Raw genomic sequence first — 14879 nt, 5'->3', positions numbered from 1 at the left:
TCCTCGACATTGAACGGCTTGGTGACGTAATCGTCTCCGCCGGCGGACAATCCGGCGATCCGGTCCTCGACGGTGTCCTTTGCGGTGAGCAGCAGCACGGGCAGTTCGGGGCGGATGCGGTGCAATTCGTGGAGCACGTCGAGCCCGCTCATGTCGGGCAGCATGATGTCCAGCACCACGATGTCGGGTTTCTCGGCGGCGGCCTTCTTGATGGCCGTCGCACCATCCTGAGCGGCGGTGACCTGCCACCCTTCATACCTCAGCACCATGGATACCAGGTCGCCGAGCGCCGGTTCGTCGTCGACCACGAGGACCTCGATCGGGCTGCCATCGTGGCGGGTCATCGGCGCCGGAGCTGCGTGTCCGGCGGTGTGTGGCCGCCCGGTCGCGGCGTAGGCGTCTGGCGCATATCGCATCGCGACATTGTTGCCAACCGGTTTAGCGACGATCTGTGGTTAGCCTATGGATAGGCTATGAGCACGGAGTTCCCGCTGGTAGGCCCGGGATTTCGGGCGCACCGGTCGAATTCGGGCCGACTGCCGGATGGTGCCATTACGGTACTGACATGGTGGATTTCGCCCTCCGGTCCTGTGGCCTGCGCGGCCATGCCACATTCGCACCGGATGAACCGGACCTGGCCGCCCGCCTGCACGTGCAGACCCCGGTCGGTGAGGCATGGCGCTGCCTGCGGTGCGAGACATTCGTCGTCGGCCCGCCCCGAGGGAAGGGGCCGGCGGAATCGGCACCCGAAGTCCCGCGCGGCCGACTGCTGCGTGACCGAGTGCTGATGCGGGTGCTGGCCGTCGAGCGTGTCTTCCGATTTCTGCTGCTGGCCTTGATGTCCTATGGCGTCTTCCGGGTGCGGGCGGCACGAGTGCATCTGCGGGACATGTTCGAGAAGGACCTGCCTCTGCTGCGGCCGCTGGCCGACCAGATCGGCTGGAACATCGACGGCTCCAAGATCATTCGGCATATCAACGACGCGTTCACCATGTCGGGCACAACCCTGTTGTGGATCGGGATCGGCATCGCGGTGTATGCGTTGATCGAGCTGGTGGAAGCCGTTGGGCTGTGGGGAATGTGGCGCTGGGGAGAGTATTTCGCGGTGGTGGCCACCGGTATCTTCCTGCCGCTGGAGATTTACGAACTGACCGAGAAGGTCACCACGCTGCGGGTGGCGATGTTGCTGGTGAACATCATCGCCGTGCTGTGGTTGTTGTGGAGCAAGCGGCTTTTCGGCCTGAATGGCGGTGGTGCGGCGTACCGGCGGGAACACGAGACCGAGAGCCTGATGAGTGTCGAGCGGGCCGGCCTGGCGACGGCAACGCAGTGAGCCGGCCTGCGCTAACCGGCGAACTGCGCCCGGAGTTGTTCGCGCAGTACCTGTTTCGCGATCTTGCCGTTTGTCGTCAGGGGTAGCGCGTCGACGAACACGACGTGCCGGGGGCGTTTGAAGGCCGCGATGCGTTCCCGCACGTGCGCGGTCAGGGCGTCCGCGTCAGGTCGAGTGCCGGCGGTGGGCACGACGACTGCGCAGATCGCCTCGCCCCAATACGGATCCGGGACCCCCACGACCGCAACCTGATCCACGTCGGGGTGCGATGACAGCACGTCCTCGACTTCCCGCGAGGACACGTTCTCGCCGCCAGTGATGATGATGTCCTTCAGCCGGTCGGACACCACGAGCCGGCCCTCGTCGTCGAGGTATCCGACGTCGCCGGTGGGTAACCAGCCATCGGCGGTCGTGGGTGTGTCGGGCCAGTACCGGACCGCCACTTGGTCTCCGCGAACCAGGATCTCGCCGTTCGCCGCGATCCGGATCTGTACGTCGGCATGGGGACGGCCGGCAGTGGTGAGCACGGCGGTATCACCGGCGGCGCCCGCGCGGTGGTCCTCGGGGCCGAGAAACGTGACGTTGCCACCGGTTTCGGTCATGCCATAGCCCTGGTGGAATCCCACGTCGAGACGGTTGAGGGCACGCCGCAGCAGGTCGGCCGGGATGGCGGACGAACCATAGGCGATGTCCCGCAATGACGGCAGCTCGATGCCGGTCTGGTCGAGATGGGCCAACAGGCTGTGCAGCATGGTCGGGGCCAACGAACACGAGGTCACCCGGTACCGGTTCACCGTGGCCGCGAAAGCGTCGGGCCGGAATGCCGCCACCGGCAGCACCGTCGACTGTGCGCCGTGGTGCACCAGCATGTTGTACCCGGCGATGTGGCACATGGGAAACGGCAGCAGATAGACGCCGCCGGGACTGACCGACCTGCCGGCGATGCTGCCCCGGACCGCTGCGGTGATCGAACGATGCGTGTGGACAACACCTTTCGGTGTTCCCGTCGACCCACTGGTGAAGAGCAGCCAGACCGGGTCGTCCGGGTCGGGTTCGTCGGGCACAGAACGTTGCGTCGATTGCGTTGCCGCAGCCCATTGTTCGTTGTCGAACGAGATCGCATCGGGGCGGCCCAGAGACTCCAGATAGCGGCCGTCACCGAGGACCAGGGTGGGAGCCGCGGTCGCGAGTTGCGCGACATGCTCGTCGGCGCTGAGCCGCTGGTTGATCAGGACGAGGATGCATCCGGCGCGCGGCACCGCGTAGTAGAGCGTGGCGTAGTCCGGGCCGTTGTCGGCGATCACTGCGACGCGGTCGCCGCGGGTGGTTCGGGATGCGATCCAGCCGGCGACTGCCGCGATCGACCGGTCGAATTGCGCGAACGTCGTGACGGTGCCGTCTTCGGCGATGATGGCAGGACGATCGGGTGCGGCGGCAGCGGCGTCGGACACCAGGTGATGGAGCATTTCACCGTGCCCCACAACGCCTCCCGTACCTCGGCCTGAACGTCCGCATCACGCTACCAGCCCCGCGGTCGGATACATCTCCGTCCCAAGGGCTTTGGCCCGAGAGCTCAGTCGGTGTGCACGGCGAGGATGACCTTCCCGCGAACGTGACCGGCCTCGACGAGGCGGTGCGCGTCAGCCACCCTGGACAGCGGCAGCACCTCGGTCTCGGGCGGCCGGATCGCGCCCTTGGCGCAGAGTGCAGCCAACTCCATCAGGTGCTGCGGCTGGCGCTGGATCGCGATCATGTTGGAGACGATCCGCACCCCGCGCTCGGCAGCGCGGGCCACCCGCTCCTCGTCGGCACGCGAGATGAGCGTCTCGATCTCGACGTAGCGGCCGCCGGGTGCCACCAGTTCCTCGGCGTGCGGCAGCAGCGTGTCCAGACCCACGGCGTCGAGCACCTGATCGACACCCGACGGAGCCCAGGCACGCAGCTGCGTCACGACGTCGCCGCCCCGGTAGTCGATGGCCAGGTCGGCGCCGAGTGCGGAGACGTAATCGAAGTTCTTCGGGCTGCAGGTCACCGCGACCCGTGCACCCAGCGCGTGAGCGATCTGGATCGCGATGCTGCCGACACCGCCGGCACCGCCGTTGATCAACACGGTCTGGCCGTTCTGCAGCTCGCCGGCGTCGACCATGCCGCCGTAGGCGGTGCTACCCGCTACTGGCAGACCGGCGGCGTCGACGTAGCCCCAGCCATCGGGCAACGGCTCGAGCAGTTCGGAAGAGGCGAGGCAGTATTCGGCGTACGTGCCGTCTTCACCGCTGCGCTGGTTGGACATCCCGAAAACCTGATCACCCACCTGCCAGCGCGTCACGCCCGGCCCGACGGCAGCGATGACGCCGGCCAGGTCGAAGCCCAGCACGAACGGGAAGTGGTAGTCGATGTACGCGGAGAGCTTGCCCTCGCGGGTTTTCCAATCCGCCGGGTTGACGCTGGAGCAGGCGATCTCCACCAGCACCTCGTCGGCTCGGGGCACCGGGGTGTGCAGCTCGGCGGCATGCAGGACATCGGGGCCGCCGAACTCGGTGAGCACCATCGCCCGCATGGTGTCCGGCGGGGGAGCGATATGGGAGGTCATCATTCGGTCTTAGTCGGCCCGCGCGGTCCGCGGAAGGCGGGTTCCCACTCGGTGACACCCTTGCAGCGAGGGATTCGATTTTCGTGACCGGTGGCCTGCGGCCTGTGGGGGACAATGAAAGGACCGATTGGAACGAGGGATGGTCCATGCCGTACACGGTGTCGCAGGTGCTCAATTCCGATCCGGAATCCCTGCTGACGGCATCCCTCGATGCGCGCGCCGCGGCCCAGCGTGTCGACGCTCAGATCGACCGGGCACGAACGCAATTCGCCCACCTTGCCGAGGGCTGGACCGGCACTGCCGCCGATGCCGCGCAGAAGCAGGGCCGCGAATCACTCGACGAGCAGACCGCATATCGGAACCACCTCGATGCGGTGGCGGGGCCGTTGGCGACTGGTGGTGCGCTGCTCGCGGAGCTCCGCGCGGGCCTGAAGAAGGCAGTCGACGCCGCTGAGGCACAGTGGGACGTCGCCGACGACGGTGGCGTCACACCCGGTTTCTGGCTCCGCTGGTATGCGCGGGTTTCGCCGGTCCAGACGCTGCAGATCGCAGCCAAGCGGATCGAGGTCGAGAACGCGATCAAACTACTGCTCGCGAAATTCGAGGCGGCCGACCGGGACACCGGCTATCAGATCCGCAAGGTCGGTTGGGAACTGGCATGACCGTGCCGCTGACCGTCGTCGTGGCCTCGTTGCGCGACACCGCGGCCCGGTTGGCGGGTCTGGCCGACGGCCTGTGCGACGACGATGGTGGCCCCGCGCTCTCGGCCGCCGCGGATCCGGTGGCCGCACTCGACAGCGGCCAGGCGTGCCGGGAGGTGGGTGATGCGTTTGTCCGCCGTGCGCAGGTGCTCGGACAGGGCATGTCCGTGTTCGCGGGGAAGCTCGAATCGGCCGCGTTCCTTTACGAGCACGGCGATCGCGCGGCCGCCGAACGTATTGCGTTCGATGTGCCGGAGGCGAAAGACACCCGAATCGGCGACGATCCCGGGGAGCCGGGATACGACCCCGTCAACAAGTACGAGGACGCGCTGCGCGACGCGGGTCTGCTGAGCGGAACGAGCGAGGGGTATCACCGGGAGTGGCTGCAGAATGCGGCGAAAAAGGGTGTGCCACCCCAGGTCATCGTCGACATCGCGCGGCAGCAGCACATCACGCCGGCGAGTTTCGACATCCTCACGGGCATGGAGCGCGTCGTCGACAACAACCGGACCAGCAGCGATCCCAGCGACGACAACACCTACTTCCTTTTGTCTGCGGGGACCAGTGCCGGCGACGCCCGCCGGGCCGCGCTGATGACGTACATCCTGAATGCGGGCACCGGCTACACGAAGGGAAACCCGAACACCGACTTCGCCGAGACGCCCTACACCGCGAACGAGGTGCAGCGCATCGTCGACCGGCAGGCTTCGAATTCCTGGAGTTACGAACAGGTTCCGCGACTGGCGGGCAGCGGCGGACGGTTCGCCACCACGCCCAACGGCATGCTGATGGGACTGGGCGGCGGGTTCATCCAGAACCAGCTGAGCCAGCAGGCCGGGTCGACCTACGGTGACGTGTTCCTGATCAACATCGCCCACCCGACCGATGCGGGCGACCAACTCCGCAAGATCATCGGGTCGGGGCAGATGTGGTACGACGGGCCCCGCGGTGCACGCCAACAGGACGTGGACATCGATCGTGTCCTGCATCACGAAGAGCGGCACTCGGCACAGTGGGCCGCGTTGGGACGTGTCGAATTCGTCAAGCAGTACGCGATCAGCCTGGGCGCCGAAAGGCTCACCGGCCGTCGAAATCCGTTCGAGACCAACGCCGGCGCTTCCGATGGCGGCTATTCGTGATTCGTCGAATCCTCATCCTGGGTGCGGCTTTGGTGACGTTGATGGCGTGTGCGCCCGAGCCGCAGCGGCGGTGACACCCTCGACGTCGGGTGCGTCACGTCTTCGACTTGGACGCGCTGAGCGGCTAGTGTCCGCGCCATGGCCCGGTTGACCGACGATGTCGCCCGACTGCTCGAGGAGCGGTCGGGCCGGGTGATCGTCGGTCTGACCGGACCGCCGGGTGTCGGCAAGTCGACGGCAGCCGAGCGCCTCGTCGATGAATTCACTTCCACTCAGCGCGATTTCGCCGCCCTGGTGCCGATGGATGGGTTTCATCTCGCCAACCGGCAGCTGGTGCGGCTGGGCCGCAAAGGGCGCAAGGGTGCCCCCGACACCTTCGATGCCGCCGGCTTCCTGGTGTCGCTGGCTCGGGTGCGGGACGCTTATCAGACTGCTGATGTCTATGTGCCGCAGTTCGATCGGGCGCTCGAGGAGTCTGTCGCAGCTGGTTTGGTCGTGCCGGCGGCGGCCCGGCTCGTGGTCACCGAGGGTAACTACCTGGCGTTGCCGTCCCACGGTTTCTCCGGTGCGCGGGAGCTGATCGATCGGCTCTACTACCTCAGGGGCGCTGACGACGTGCGGCGCCGGCGTCTGCTCGCGCGTCACATTGCCGGTGGGCGGAGTCTGATCGCCGCCGAGCGTTGGGTTCGTGCGGTCGACGAGCCGAACGCGCAGTTGATTGCCGAGACCGAGGAGCGATGTGATCGCACCTGGGAGATGGATGACGGCGACCGGTCGTGATCGCGGCCTTTACCGGGGCTCGTGCGGCGAGCGCGCCGTCTCGGCAGTCTGGCGGCGGTACGCCGACGGTGATTGCCCGCTGAACTGGGTGAAGCAGCGGGTGAACGCGCTGAGGCTCTCGAAACCGACCGCGGTGGCGGTGGCTTGCACCGATTGTCCCGGCTCGGTGAGCAACGCCATCGCCCGGAGCATCCGGGCATTGAGAAGATAAGTCCGCCAAGACAATCCGATGTTCTCCTGGAACAGCCGCCGCAGCGTCCGCTCAGATACCGAGACCTCGCGACTCACCTGTTCGGCCGTCGCCGAAGCCAGATGCGCTTTGGTGTGGGCCATTGCCGCGGCAACGATCGGGTGCTCGGACGTGGGCAGGCTCAGCGGCGCTTCGTGGTCCAGCGCTTCGGCCACGAGATGTGCCAGGGTGCGAAAGAACCCGTCCGAGACGGCGTCACCCCGCGGCCGGTCGATGGGCCACCGCAACGCGTAGATCATCATCTCCCGGATCAGCGGGGAAACGGCGATGATGCGGGCCCGATCCGACCGGTCCGAGATGAGCCCGGGATCGAACATCACGGCAACGGTCTTGACGTCCGGATTCATCACTGCCTGATGGGGTAGACCCGCCGGAATCCAGGCGGCCTGTTGTGGCGGCAGCAGATAGTGGGCGACATCGGTTTCCACCTCGACCAGGCCGTGCAGTGCGTATTCGATCTGGTGCACCTCATGTGAGTGCCAGCCGGTGATCAGCGCGTCGCCCTCGTAGAGATAGCTGCCGCCGAGGGCGCCGCCGCCGCGACGCAGCTCGATCACCGGCCGCTCGGGCATCTTGGCCGTTTGGGATAAACCTCTGTCCGAAAGTGCAGAGACGGTCACGCCTCTAGACGGTACTACTGAGTGTGCAGTCGCGGACGTGAGGATGCCGCGCACGTGAGGAGCAATTGGAGTCCCGTGAATACCGACGACCTGATCCTGGTGAGCATCGATGACCACGTCGTGGAGCCGCCCGACATGTTCGTCAACCACGTTCCGGACAAGTACAAGCCCGAGGCGCCGATCGTCGTCACCGACGCCAACGGCGTCGACCAGTGGATGTATCAGGGCCGCCCCCAAGGCGTGAGCGGGCTCAACGCCGTGGTCTCCTGGCCGGCCGAGGAGTGGGGACGCGATCCCGCCGGCTTCGCCGAAATGCGTCCCGGTGTCTACGACGTGCATGAGCGGGTGCGGGACATGAACCGCAACGGCATCCTGGCCTCGATGTGCTTCCCGACCTTCACGGGTTTCTCCGCCCGGCACCTGAACATGCACCGCGAAGAAGCCACCCTGGTGATGGTCTCGGCCTACAACGACTGGCACATCGACGAATGGGCCGGCGCGTACCCGGACCGGTTCATCCCGATCGCGATTCTGCCGACGTGGAACCCCGAGGCGATGTGCCGTGAGATCCGCCGGGTGGCCGCGAAGGGCTGCCGGGCGGTGACCATGCCCGAGTTGCCGCACCTGGAAGGCCTGCCCAGCTACTTCGACGAGAACTACTGGGGCCCGGTGTTCCGGACCCTCTCCGAAGAGAACGTCGTGATGTGTCTGCACATCGGCACCGGCTTCGGCGCGATCTCGATGGCCAAGGACGCCCCGATCGACAACCTGATCATCCTGGCCACGCAGGTGTCGGCGATGTGCGCCCAGGACTTGTTGTGGGGCCCGGCGATGCGCAACTATCCGGACCTGAAATTCGCCTTCTCCGAAGGCGGTATCGGCTGGATTCCGTTCTATCTGGATCGCAGCGACCGGCATTACACCAATCAGAAGTGGCTGCGCCGCGACTTCGGGGACAAGCTGCCCAGTGACGTCTTCCGTGAGCATTCGCTGGCCTGCTACGTCACCGACAAGACTTCGCTGAAGTTGCGCCACGAAATCGGCATCGACATCATCGCCTGGGAGTGCGACTACCCGCACTCGGACTGCTTCTGGCCCGACGCGCCCGAGCAGGTCCTGGCCGAACTCAACGCGGCCGGCGCCTCGGACTCCGACATCAACAAGATCACCTGGGAGAACTCCTGCCGGTTCTTCGGCTGGGATCCGTTCAAGTTGACCCCGAAGGCACAGGCGACGGCAGGTGCCCTGCGCGCCAAGGCCGCCGACGTCGACACGTCGATCCGGCCGCGGGCGGAGTGGGCAAAGTTGTACGCGCAGAAGCAGATGACCCTCACCTGATCCGGCCCGGCCGGATCAGGTGAGGGCGCGCGCCGAACTCAGCGGCGGGTCAGTTCTGCATAACGGGTCACGTGGTGGTCGGTGGAGCCGTACTCGTACTGAACGGCGGTGAGCCGCTTGAAGTAATGGCCGATGGCGAGTTCCTCGGTCATGCCCATGCCGCCGTGCAGCTGTACGGCGTTCTGGCCGATGAACCGCGCGGCGCGGCCGACGGTGGCCTTGGCCGCGGAAACCGCGCGTGCCCGGGTGTGCGCGTCGGCTTCCAGGTTGAGCACGGCCAGGTAGACCGCCGACACGGACTGTTCGAGCTCCATGTGCATGTCCACCATGCGATGCTGCAGGGCCTGGAAGCTGCCGATCGGCTGGCCGAACTGCTGGCGCTGCTTGGCGTATTCGACGGTGTCGGCCAACACCTTCCGCATGTTGCCGACGGCTTCGGCGCACACGGCGGCGGCGCCCTCGTCGCGGGCCTGGGCGATCGACGGCCAGGCCTCGCCTTCAGCGCCCAGGAGCGCGTCGCCCGGCAGCCGGACTTCGCGCAGCTCCAGGTCGGCGGCCCGACGGTCGTCGACGGTGCGGTAGCTGTGCACCACCAGCCCCTCGCGGGGCTCGGAGATGTCGACCAGGAACAGCGAGACGCCGTTGTCGGTCCGCGCGGTGACGAGCAGGTGGGTGGCCAACGGCGCATTCACCACCATGATCTTGTCGCCGCTGAGTACCCAGGCGTCGCCCTCGCGGGAGGCGGTGGTCTGGACGTCCTGCCACCGGTCGCCGCTGTGGGCCTCGGCCGCGGCGAGCGCGACAACGGCTGTGCCGGAAGCGATTTCCGCCAAGATGGGGCCGGCAACCGGGCTACCGGATCGCAGCAACAGACCGGCGGCGACCACCGCGGTGTCCACGTACGGCTCGATGACCAGGGCGTGGCCCAGCGCTTCGGCGATCAGCATGACCTCGACGGGTCCGCCGCCGATGCCGCCGACGTCCTCCGGCAGGGCCGCACCGAGAATGCCGAGTTCCTCGGCGAACGACTGCCAGATGTCGGGCTGCCAGCCGGGGCCGGATTTCGCTGCGGCCCGGCTGGCCTCGAGGTCGTACCGGCCGGACAGGAACTTGGACAGGCCGCCGGCGAGAAGTTCCTGTTCCGCGGAGAAGGTGAAGTCCATTTACAGCCCCAATTCTGCTTTGGCGAGGATGTTGCGCTGAATTTCGTTGCTGCCGGCGTAGATCGACCCGGCACGGTCGTTGAAGTACCGCAGTGGCGCGACCGCCTGCCATGCCTCGCCGCTGACGTAACCGTCTGCGGGAGGGGTGAATTCGGCCACCGGGCCGCCGGGACGGGTGGCGTGTGGCTGGTATGCCCGGCCGCGGGGTCCGGCGGCCTCCATGGCCAGTTCGGTCAAGGTCTGGCTCAGCTCCGTGCCGAGCACCTTCAACATTGACGACGCTGCGCCCGGATGGCCGCCGCCGGCCAGCGCGGCCAGCACGCGGTATTCGAGTATCTCGAGCACTTCGGTACGGATCCGGGCGTCGGCGAGCTTGCGCGAGAACGCGGCATCGTCGAGCAGGCGGCCGCCTTCGGGGCCCGGCGCTTGCGCCGCTGCCGTGGCGATGTCGTCGGCCAGCACCTGCAGCCCCGGGGCGGCGGCGCCGCCGCCGCGCTCGAACTCGAGCAGGTACTTCGCGACGGTCCAGCCGTCGTCGATCTGCCCGATGACGTTGCTCTTGGGCACCCGGACCTCATCGAAGAACACCTGGTTCTGGACCTCTTCGCCGGACGTCATCACCAGTGGCCGGATCTCGATGCCCGGCGTGCTCATGTCGATCAGCACGAAGGTGATGCCCTGCTGCTTCTTGGCCGTGCGGGTGGTGCGCACCAGCGCGAACATCCAGTTGGCCTCGGTGGCGTGGGTGGTCCAGATCTTGCTGCCGGTACACACCAGGTCATCGCCGTCGGAGACGGCCGCCATGGTCAGGGCGGCCAGGTCGGATCCGGCTTCGGGTTCGGAGTAGCCCTGGCAGAAGAAGACCTCACCGGTCAGGATGCGGGGCAGAAAATAGTTCTTCTGTTCCGTGGTGCCGAACCGGACGATCGCGTGAGCGACCATCCGGATACCCATCGGGGACAGTGCCGGCGCCCCGGCCAGGGTCGACTCCCGGCTGAAGATGTAGTGCTGGGTCAGGCTCCAATCGCAGCCGCCGTATTCGACGGGCCAGGCCGGTGCGGCCCAACCGCGCTCGTGCAGGATGCGCTGCCAGGCGAGGCTCGCGTCGTGATCGCTGTAGACGCTCGTCATCAGACGACCGGCTTCTCGGATGTCCGGTGTCAGATTTTCCTGCAGAAATGTGCGTACTTCATCGCGGAATGCCAGATCGCTGGCCGACCAATTGAGGTCCATGCAGACTCCTCTGTCGCTTGGGCTGATGGCAGCCTAGCAACAAAGAAGTGAACTTAGTTAGCGATGTGGAGTCAGGGGGTGGCGGTGTGCTCCACGATGTTCGGCTGTCGCGTGGACGCGGCCACCATGAAGTCGAGGTGGCGGTCGAGCGATTCCGGGGTCACGATCGCCGGCATCAGAACGCGCCATTGCCTGGTGAACCGGTCGCGGAGGTCGTCGCCGTCGGACGCGGCGCTGGACATCAGCTCCGCGCCGAGGATCCAGGCCACCAGTGTGTTGGCGACATCGGCAGGGTCCGCGCCGGGGCGCAGATCGCCGTCCGTTTCGGCGCGTTTGATGTCCGAGGTGAACTGGTCGACGAAGTTCACGTAGCTGTGTCGCGCTGTCGGGTTGAACCCCGCGAACGTGCGCAACAGTTTCGTTCCGGCCTGGGCGGTCCGGTTGGTCGCCAGCAGATCGCTGGTGGTGAAGGTGCCGACGATCAGTGACTTCATCGCGCTGTGCTCCGAGTCCCGGGCAGACTGGAACACGTTGTGCAGCAAGACCATTGCCTCTTCGATGATGACAGTGGCCAGGGCTTCTTTGGAATCGAAGTGGTAGTACAGCGCGCCCTTCGTCAGCTCGGCGCGTTCGATGATGTCAGCCAATCCGGCGGCGGGATAACCGATCTCGTTGATCAAATCGACAGCAGAGTCAATGATCTTGCGTCGGGTCACTTCGGATCGCGGCTGGCGCCCCATTCGTCGATCACCTTCCGTCAGCGCGCGTTCAGTGGCTAGCCCCCCGGATCATCCTAAGGGTGCCATAACGTAGGCCGTTGTTGGTGTCGTTCATTCCGTGAGTATGTAAAGTAGCCGAACGGCGAAAGCGATCCCTGACTGTCGGATTGTTGCAGTTCGCTAACGCTCAACTCAGGGAATTCAGGTTGGATTGGGACGCAGAAGTTGACGTGCTGTGCGTCGGCGCCGGTATCGGTGGCCTGGCGACAGCCATTGCCGCGGTCGACGCCGCCGCAGATGTGATGGTTGCCGGAGCGCTGCCCGCCGATGACGGGCGCTGGCTGCGCGGTGACGATGTGCACTGCGTCACTCTGGGCGCCGTCCTCGATGCTCGCATCGACGAGTTCGGTGTACCGCGCGGGGTTCCCGACGACGCGCCCGAGCCGGACGCCGCTCGACCCGGTGAGGCCGAATCGGCCGAGCCGGAAACCGAGGAGCAGCTCGACGCCACCGCCGTCTACTTCGCCGCGGTGACCGCCGAGGTCGACGTCGACGCGAGCGCACCGCCGGCGAACGGCCGGCCGGTGCCGGCCCGTGCCGTACGCGAGCTGACGGAGTCCGAAACACACGCACGCACCATCGAGACGTTCTTCGGCGCGGGCCTGCTCGACTGGGCCGGGGCGTGTCTGGATTCCGTCACCGGCGCGCTCTACAGCACGGTTCGCGGCTGGTCCGCGGAGACCCTGCGCGACTCGGTGGGCAAGACGCTTCGGCTGGCTTCGCTCGGCGCCATCGAATGGCGCGCCGGTGACGGACCGGACGAACTGTTCGACTGGCTGGCGGTGGCCGCTGCCGAACGCGACATCGCGGTGAGCGCGGACAGCACGCTGCGGGCGCTGCTCTTCGAAGACCGCCGGATCATCGGAGCGGAACTGAACACGCCCGACGGACCGTACTTCGTGCGTGCGCGTCACGGTGTCGTGATCTCGCCCGATTTCACCGGCGGGGGCGGACCGGCGGAGGCTGACGCCCTGCCGGCCGGCGACCTCGAAGTCTGTATCGTGGGCCAGCCCGCCAGCAGGTTCGCCCGCGTGGAACTGGTTGCGCGCTAGCGCTGTTCGGGGTCACATGTCGCTGGTGAACCGGACCGGCACCCGTCCCTTGCGGTACAGCGTCGCCATCTGGTCGCTCGGCAGCGGCCGCGACAGCAGGAACCCCTGCGCCCGGTGGCAGCCGTGGCGCAGCAATGTGGTTGCGGCAGCCTTGGTTTCGACGCCCTCGGCGACGATCTGCAGACCGAACGAGTCGGCCAGCGCGATGATCGCCCGGACGATCGCCAGGTCGCCGGGGTTGGACCCGAGGTCGGTCACGAAGCTGCGATCGATCTTGAGGATGTCGACAGGCAGCGACTTGAGGTGGGACAGCACGCTGTATCCGGTGCCGAAGTCGTCGATCGCCAACCGAACGCCGGTTCTGCGGAGGTCGGCCAATGTGGCGCGGGAGGATTCGCTGTCCTGCACGACGACGTTCTCGGTGATCTCCAGGCACACCGACCCGCGGTCGAGACCGAATTCGTCGAGGATCTCGGCCACCGACTCGGCGAAGCCGTCGGTGACCAGCTGAACCGGGGAGACGTTGACGCGCAACTCGAAATCGTCGCGATCGTCGCTGCCGGGTTTCGAGGCTTGGAAGTCCTCGCGCCAGCGGGCGAATTCGCGGCATGCCGTCCGCAGCACCCACCGGCCCAATTCGCCTGCCAGGTTGATCGATTCGGCGATGCCGATGAATGCGGCAGGTGGGAGCAGCCCGCGGGTGGGGTGGTCCCAGCGTACGAGCGCTTCGGTCGCGAGCAGCTTCCCGGTGCGCATGTCGATTTCCGGGAGATAGTTGAGCAGCAGCGCGCCGTTCTCGATGACGTCCTGCAGGTGCAGCTCGATATCGTTGCGGTAGGCCGTTTCCAGGGACATGGCGGTGGTGAACACCGCAACACGGTCCCCGCCGGCAGACTTCGCGCTCAAGACGGCCTGGTCGGCGCGGCGCAACAGGTCGGAGGAGGTGTCGGAGCCCGGAGTGCCCGAAGCGACGCCGACACTCACTGCCCGCGTGAGCCGTTCACCGTCGATCCACACGCGGCGCCGCAGGGAGTCCTGAAGCTGGTAGGCGAGTGCTTCGGCCTTGTTCGCGGATATCGGGTCTGCCGGGACGACCACGAACTCGTCACCGCCGAGCCGGGCGATCACGGTCTTGCTGTCGACCCCCTCGGTGAGGCGCTGGGCGAAGACACGGATGAACGAATCACCCGCACTGTGCCCCAGGTAGTCATTGATGGCCTTGAGCCGGTCGAGATCGAAGAACAGGGCGGTCACCGGACCGGGTTGTCCCGGTTGCAGCCGGGCATCGAGGTGGGCGATGAGGGCGCGCCGGTTGTTCAGGCCGGTCAGGTCATCGTGTTCGGCCAGGTACCGGAGCTGCTCCTCGGCGAGGACCCGAGATTGGGCCTGGGTCAACAGTGAAGCGATGGCCTGCAGCGCATTGATCTCTTCGGTGACCCATTCGCGGTTGCCGTACTTGACGAAGCCCAGCGCCCCGGTGGTGCGCTCGCCGGACACCAAAGGCGTTGCTGCCAGGGATATCTGAGGGACATTGCGGCCGGCCTCGATGCGCCGCTGATAGTCGTCGGTCTCCGGATCGGGGTGCACGATGAGCGGTTTCTTGCGATGTTCCAATTCCGCGAAGACCGGGTCGGCGTCGGCGAAGTACACCACGCGCAGGGGATCGGGGTCCGGAATCTCCGGCCGCAGTGGCCATTCCGCGACGAGTATCGAGGCACCGATCTCGTGATCATTGCGCCGCAGGAAGCTGACGTCGACCCCGAAGTAGTCGACGAGGATCTCCAGCACGTCCGTGTACACCTGGGTGTAGTTGCTGGAGTCCGCCGCCATCAGCCGCGTCGCTACCTCTGTGACCACGCGATCCAGTGAAGGGGGAGACTCGTCGATGGACATGAGACGAT

14 protein-coding genes are annotated in these 14879 nt (G+C 66.5%); 6 read left to right on the top strand and 8 right to left on the bottom strand.

The window, feature by feature from the left end:
* A partial coding sequence (locus H289_RS31505; RefSeq protein ID WP_020104346.1) for a response regulator occupies positions 1-344 on the bottom strand: 344 nt, incomplete at its 3' end.
* A gap of 221 nt (positions 345-565) precedes the next feature.
* On the opposite strand from H289_RS31505, the gene H289_RS0127435 reads away from it, so the two are divergent.
* Positions 566-1333, top strand: a complete 768-nt coding sequence (locus H289_RS0127435; protein WP_020104066.1) for a DUF2127 domain-containing protein — start codon at positions 566-568, stop codon at positions 1331-1333.
* A gap of 11 nt (positions 1334-1344) precedes the next feature.
* Here the strand turns inward: H289_RS0127435 and H289_RS0127430 are convergent, their stop codons facing one another.
* Both H289_RS0127430 and H289_RS0127425 read right to left on the bottom strand, forming a co-directional pair.
* Entirely contained in the window at positions 1345-2799 is a 1455-nt protein-coding gene (locus H289_RS0127430; RefSeq protein WP_020104065.1) for an AMP-binding protein, read from the bottom strand.
* 107 nt (positions 2800-2906) lie between these two features.
* Entirely contained in the window at positions 2907-3923 is a 1017-nt protein-coding gene (locus H289_RS0127425; RefSeq protein WP_231388138.1) for a quinone oxidoreductase family protein, read from the bottom strand.
* Positions 3924-4069: 146 nt separating this feature from the next.
* Between H289_RS0127425 and H289_RS0127420 the strand changes: the two genes are divergently transcribed.
* The 3 genes from H289_RS0127420 to H289_RS0127410 all read left to right on the top strand — a co-directional run bounded on the left by H289_RS0127420 (position 4070) and on the right by H289_RS0127410 (position 6543).
* A complete protein-coding gene (locus H289_RS0127420) occupies positions 4070-4585 on the top strand; it encodes a WXG100 family type VII secretion target (protein WP_020104063.1) in 516 nt (171 codons plus the stop codon).
* The gene (locus tag H289_RS0127415; protein WP_020104062.1) at positions 4582-5763 is read left to right on the top strand and encodes a WXG100 family type VII secretion target; all 1182 of its coding nucleotides are present in this window, start codon (positions 4582-4584) and stop codon (positions 5761-5763) included. The genes H289_RS0127420 and H289_RS0127415 overlap by 4 nt, the downstream gene beginning before the upstream one ends.
* Positions 5764-5901: 138 nt before the next feature.
* Positions 5902-6543: a nucleoside/nucleotide kinase family protein gene (locus H289_RS0127410; protein ID WP_020104061.1), complete on the top strand. Its 642-nt coding sequence runs from the start codon at positions 5902-5904 to the stop codon at positions 6541-6543.
* Positions 6544-6552: 9 nt separating this feature from the next.
* Here the strand turns inward: H289_RS0127410 and H289_RS0127405 are convergent, their stop codons facing one another.
* Positions 6553-7413, bottom strand: coding sequence for an AraC family transcriptional regulator (locus H289_RS0127405; protein WP_029105827.1), 861 nt, complete (start codon positions 7411-7413; stop codon positions 6553-6555).
* 75 nt (positions 7414-7488) lie between these two features.
* Here H289_RS0127405 and H289_RS0127400 point away from each other — a divergent pair, with 75 nt between their 5' ends.
* Complete coding sequence (locus H289_RS0127400; RefSeq protein WP_020104059.1) at positions 7489-8751, top strand: amidohydrolase family protein; 1263 nt, start codon at positions 7489-7491, stop codon at positions 8749-8751.
* A 38-nt stretch (positions 8752-8789) separates the two neighbouring features.
* On the opposite strand, the gene H289_RS0127395 is transcribed toward H289_RS0127400, so the two are convergent.
* The 3 genes from H289_RS0127395 to H289_RS0127385 form a co-directional block, all read right to left on the bottom strand.
* Positions 8790-9914 (bottom strand): acyl-CoA dehydrogenase family protein, encoded by a 1125-nt coding sequence (locus H289_RS0127395; protein WP_020104058.1) that lies wholly within the window; start codon positions 9912-9914, stop codon positions 8790-8792.
* On the bottom strand, positions 9915-11147 hold the full coding sequence (locus H289_RS0127390) for an acyl-CoA dehydrogenase family protein (RefSeq protein WP_020104057.1): 1233 nt from the start codon (positions 11145-11147) through the stop codon (positions 9915-9917).
* A gap of 71 nt (positions 11148-11218) precedes the next feature.
* Positions 11219-11887, bottom strand: a complete 669-nt coding sequence (locus tag H289_RS0127385; RefSeq protein ID WP_020104056.1) for a ScbR family autoregulator-binding transcription factor — start codon at positions 11885-11887, stop codon at positions 11219-11221.
* 185 nt (positions 11888-12072) lie between these two features.
* On the opposite strand from H289_RS0127385, the gene H289_RS32105 reads away from it, so the two are divergent.
* Positions 12073-12978 carry a hypothetical protein gene (locus tag H289_RS32105; RefSeq protein ID WP_138158445.1) on the top strand — a complete coding sequence of 302 codons (906 nt, stop codon included), beginning with the start codon at positions 12073-12075 and terminating at the stop codon, positions 12976-12978.
* A 12-nt stretch (positions 12979-12990) separates the two neighbouring features.
* Here the strand turns inward: H289_RS32105 and H289_RS0127375 are convergent, their stop codons facing one another.
* On the bottom strand, positions 12991-14871 hold the full coding sequence (locus H289_RS0127375; protein WP_029105826.1) for a putative bifunctional diguanylate cyclase/phosphodiesterase: 1881 nt from the start codon (positions 14869-14871) through the stop codon (positions 12991-12993).
* Between the last annotated feature and the right edge of the window lie 8 nt (positions 14872-14879).

The sequence above is a fragment of the Mycobacterium sp. 360MFTsu5.1 genome, from assembly GCF_000383495.1.
In the GTDB taxonomy this organism is placed as follows: domain Bacteria; phylum Actinomycetota; class Actinomycetes; order Mycobacteriales; family Mycobacteriaceae; genus Mycobacterium; species Mycobacterium mucogenicum_B.
This window is presented reverse-complemented; position numbering and strand designations above follow the sequence as displayed.

What these genes read in the sequence shown, in the direction of transcription:
- H289_RS0127425 (WP_231388138.1), bottom strand. Translation starts at nt 3,923, where the DNA reads ATGACCTCCCATATCGCTCCCCCGCCGGACACCATGCGGGCGATGGTG.
- H289_RS0127435 (WP_020104066.1), top strand. Translation starts at nt 566, where the DNA reads ATGGTGGATTTCGCCCTCCGGTCCTGTGGCCTGCGCGGCCATGCCACA.
- H289_RS0127410 (WP_020104061.1), top strand. Translation starts at nt 5,902, where the DNA reads ATGGCCCGGTTGACCGACGATGTCGCCCGACTGCTCGAGGAGCGGTCG.
- H289_RS0127430 (WP_020104065.1), bottom strand. Translation starts at nt 2,799, where the DNA reads ATGCTCCATCACCTGGTGTCCGACGCCGCTGCCGCCGCACCCGATCGT.
- H289_RS0127420 (WP_020104063.1), top strand. Translation starts at nt 4,070, where the DNA reads ATGCCGTACACGGTGTCGCAGGTGCTCAATTCCGATCCGGAATCCCTG.
- H289_RS0127375 (WP_029105826.1), bottom strand. Translation starts at nt 14,871, where the DNA reads ATGTCCATCGACGAGTCTCCCCCTTCACTGGATCGCGTGGTCACAGAG.
- H289_RS0127395 (WP_020104058.1), bottom strand. Translation starts at nt 9,914, where the DNA reads ATGGACTTCACCTTCTCCGCGGAACAGGAACTTCTCGCCGGCGGCCTG.
- H289_RS0127390 (WP_020104057.1), bottom strand. Translation starts at nt 11,147, where the DNA reads ATGGACCTCAATTGGTCGGCCAGCGATCTGGCATTCCGCGATGAAGTA.
- H289_RS0127415 (WP_020104062.1), top strand. Translation starts at nt 4,582, where the DNA reads ATGACCGTGCCGCTGACCGTCGTCGTGGCCTCGTTGCGCGACACCGCG.
- H289_RS0127385 (WP_020104056.1), bottom strand. Translation starts at nt 11,887, where the DNA reads ATGGGGCGCCAGCCGCGATCCGAAGTGACCCGACGCAAGATCATTGAC.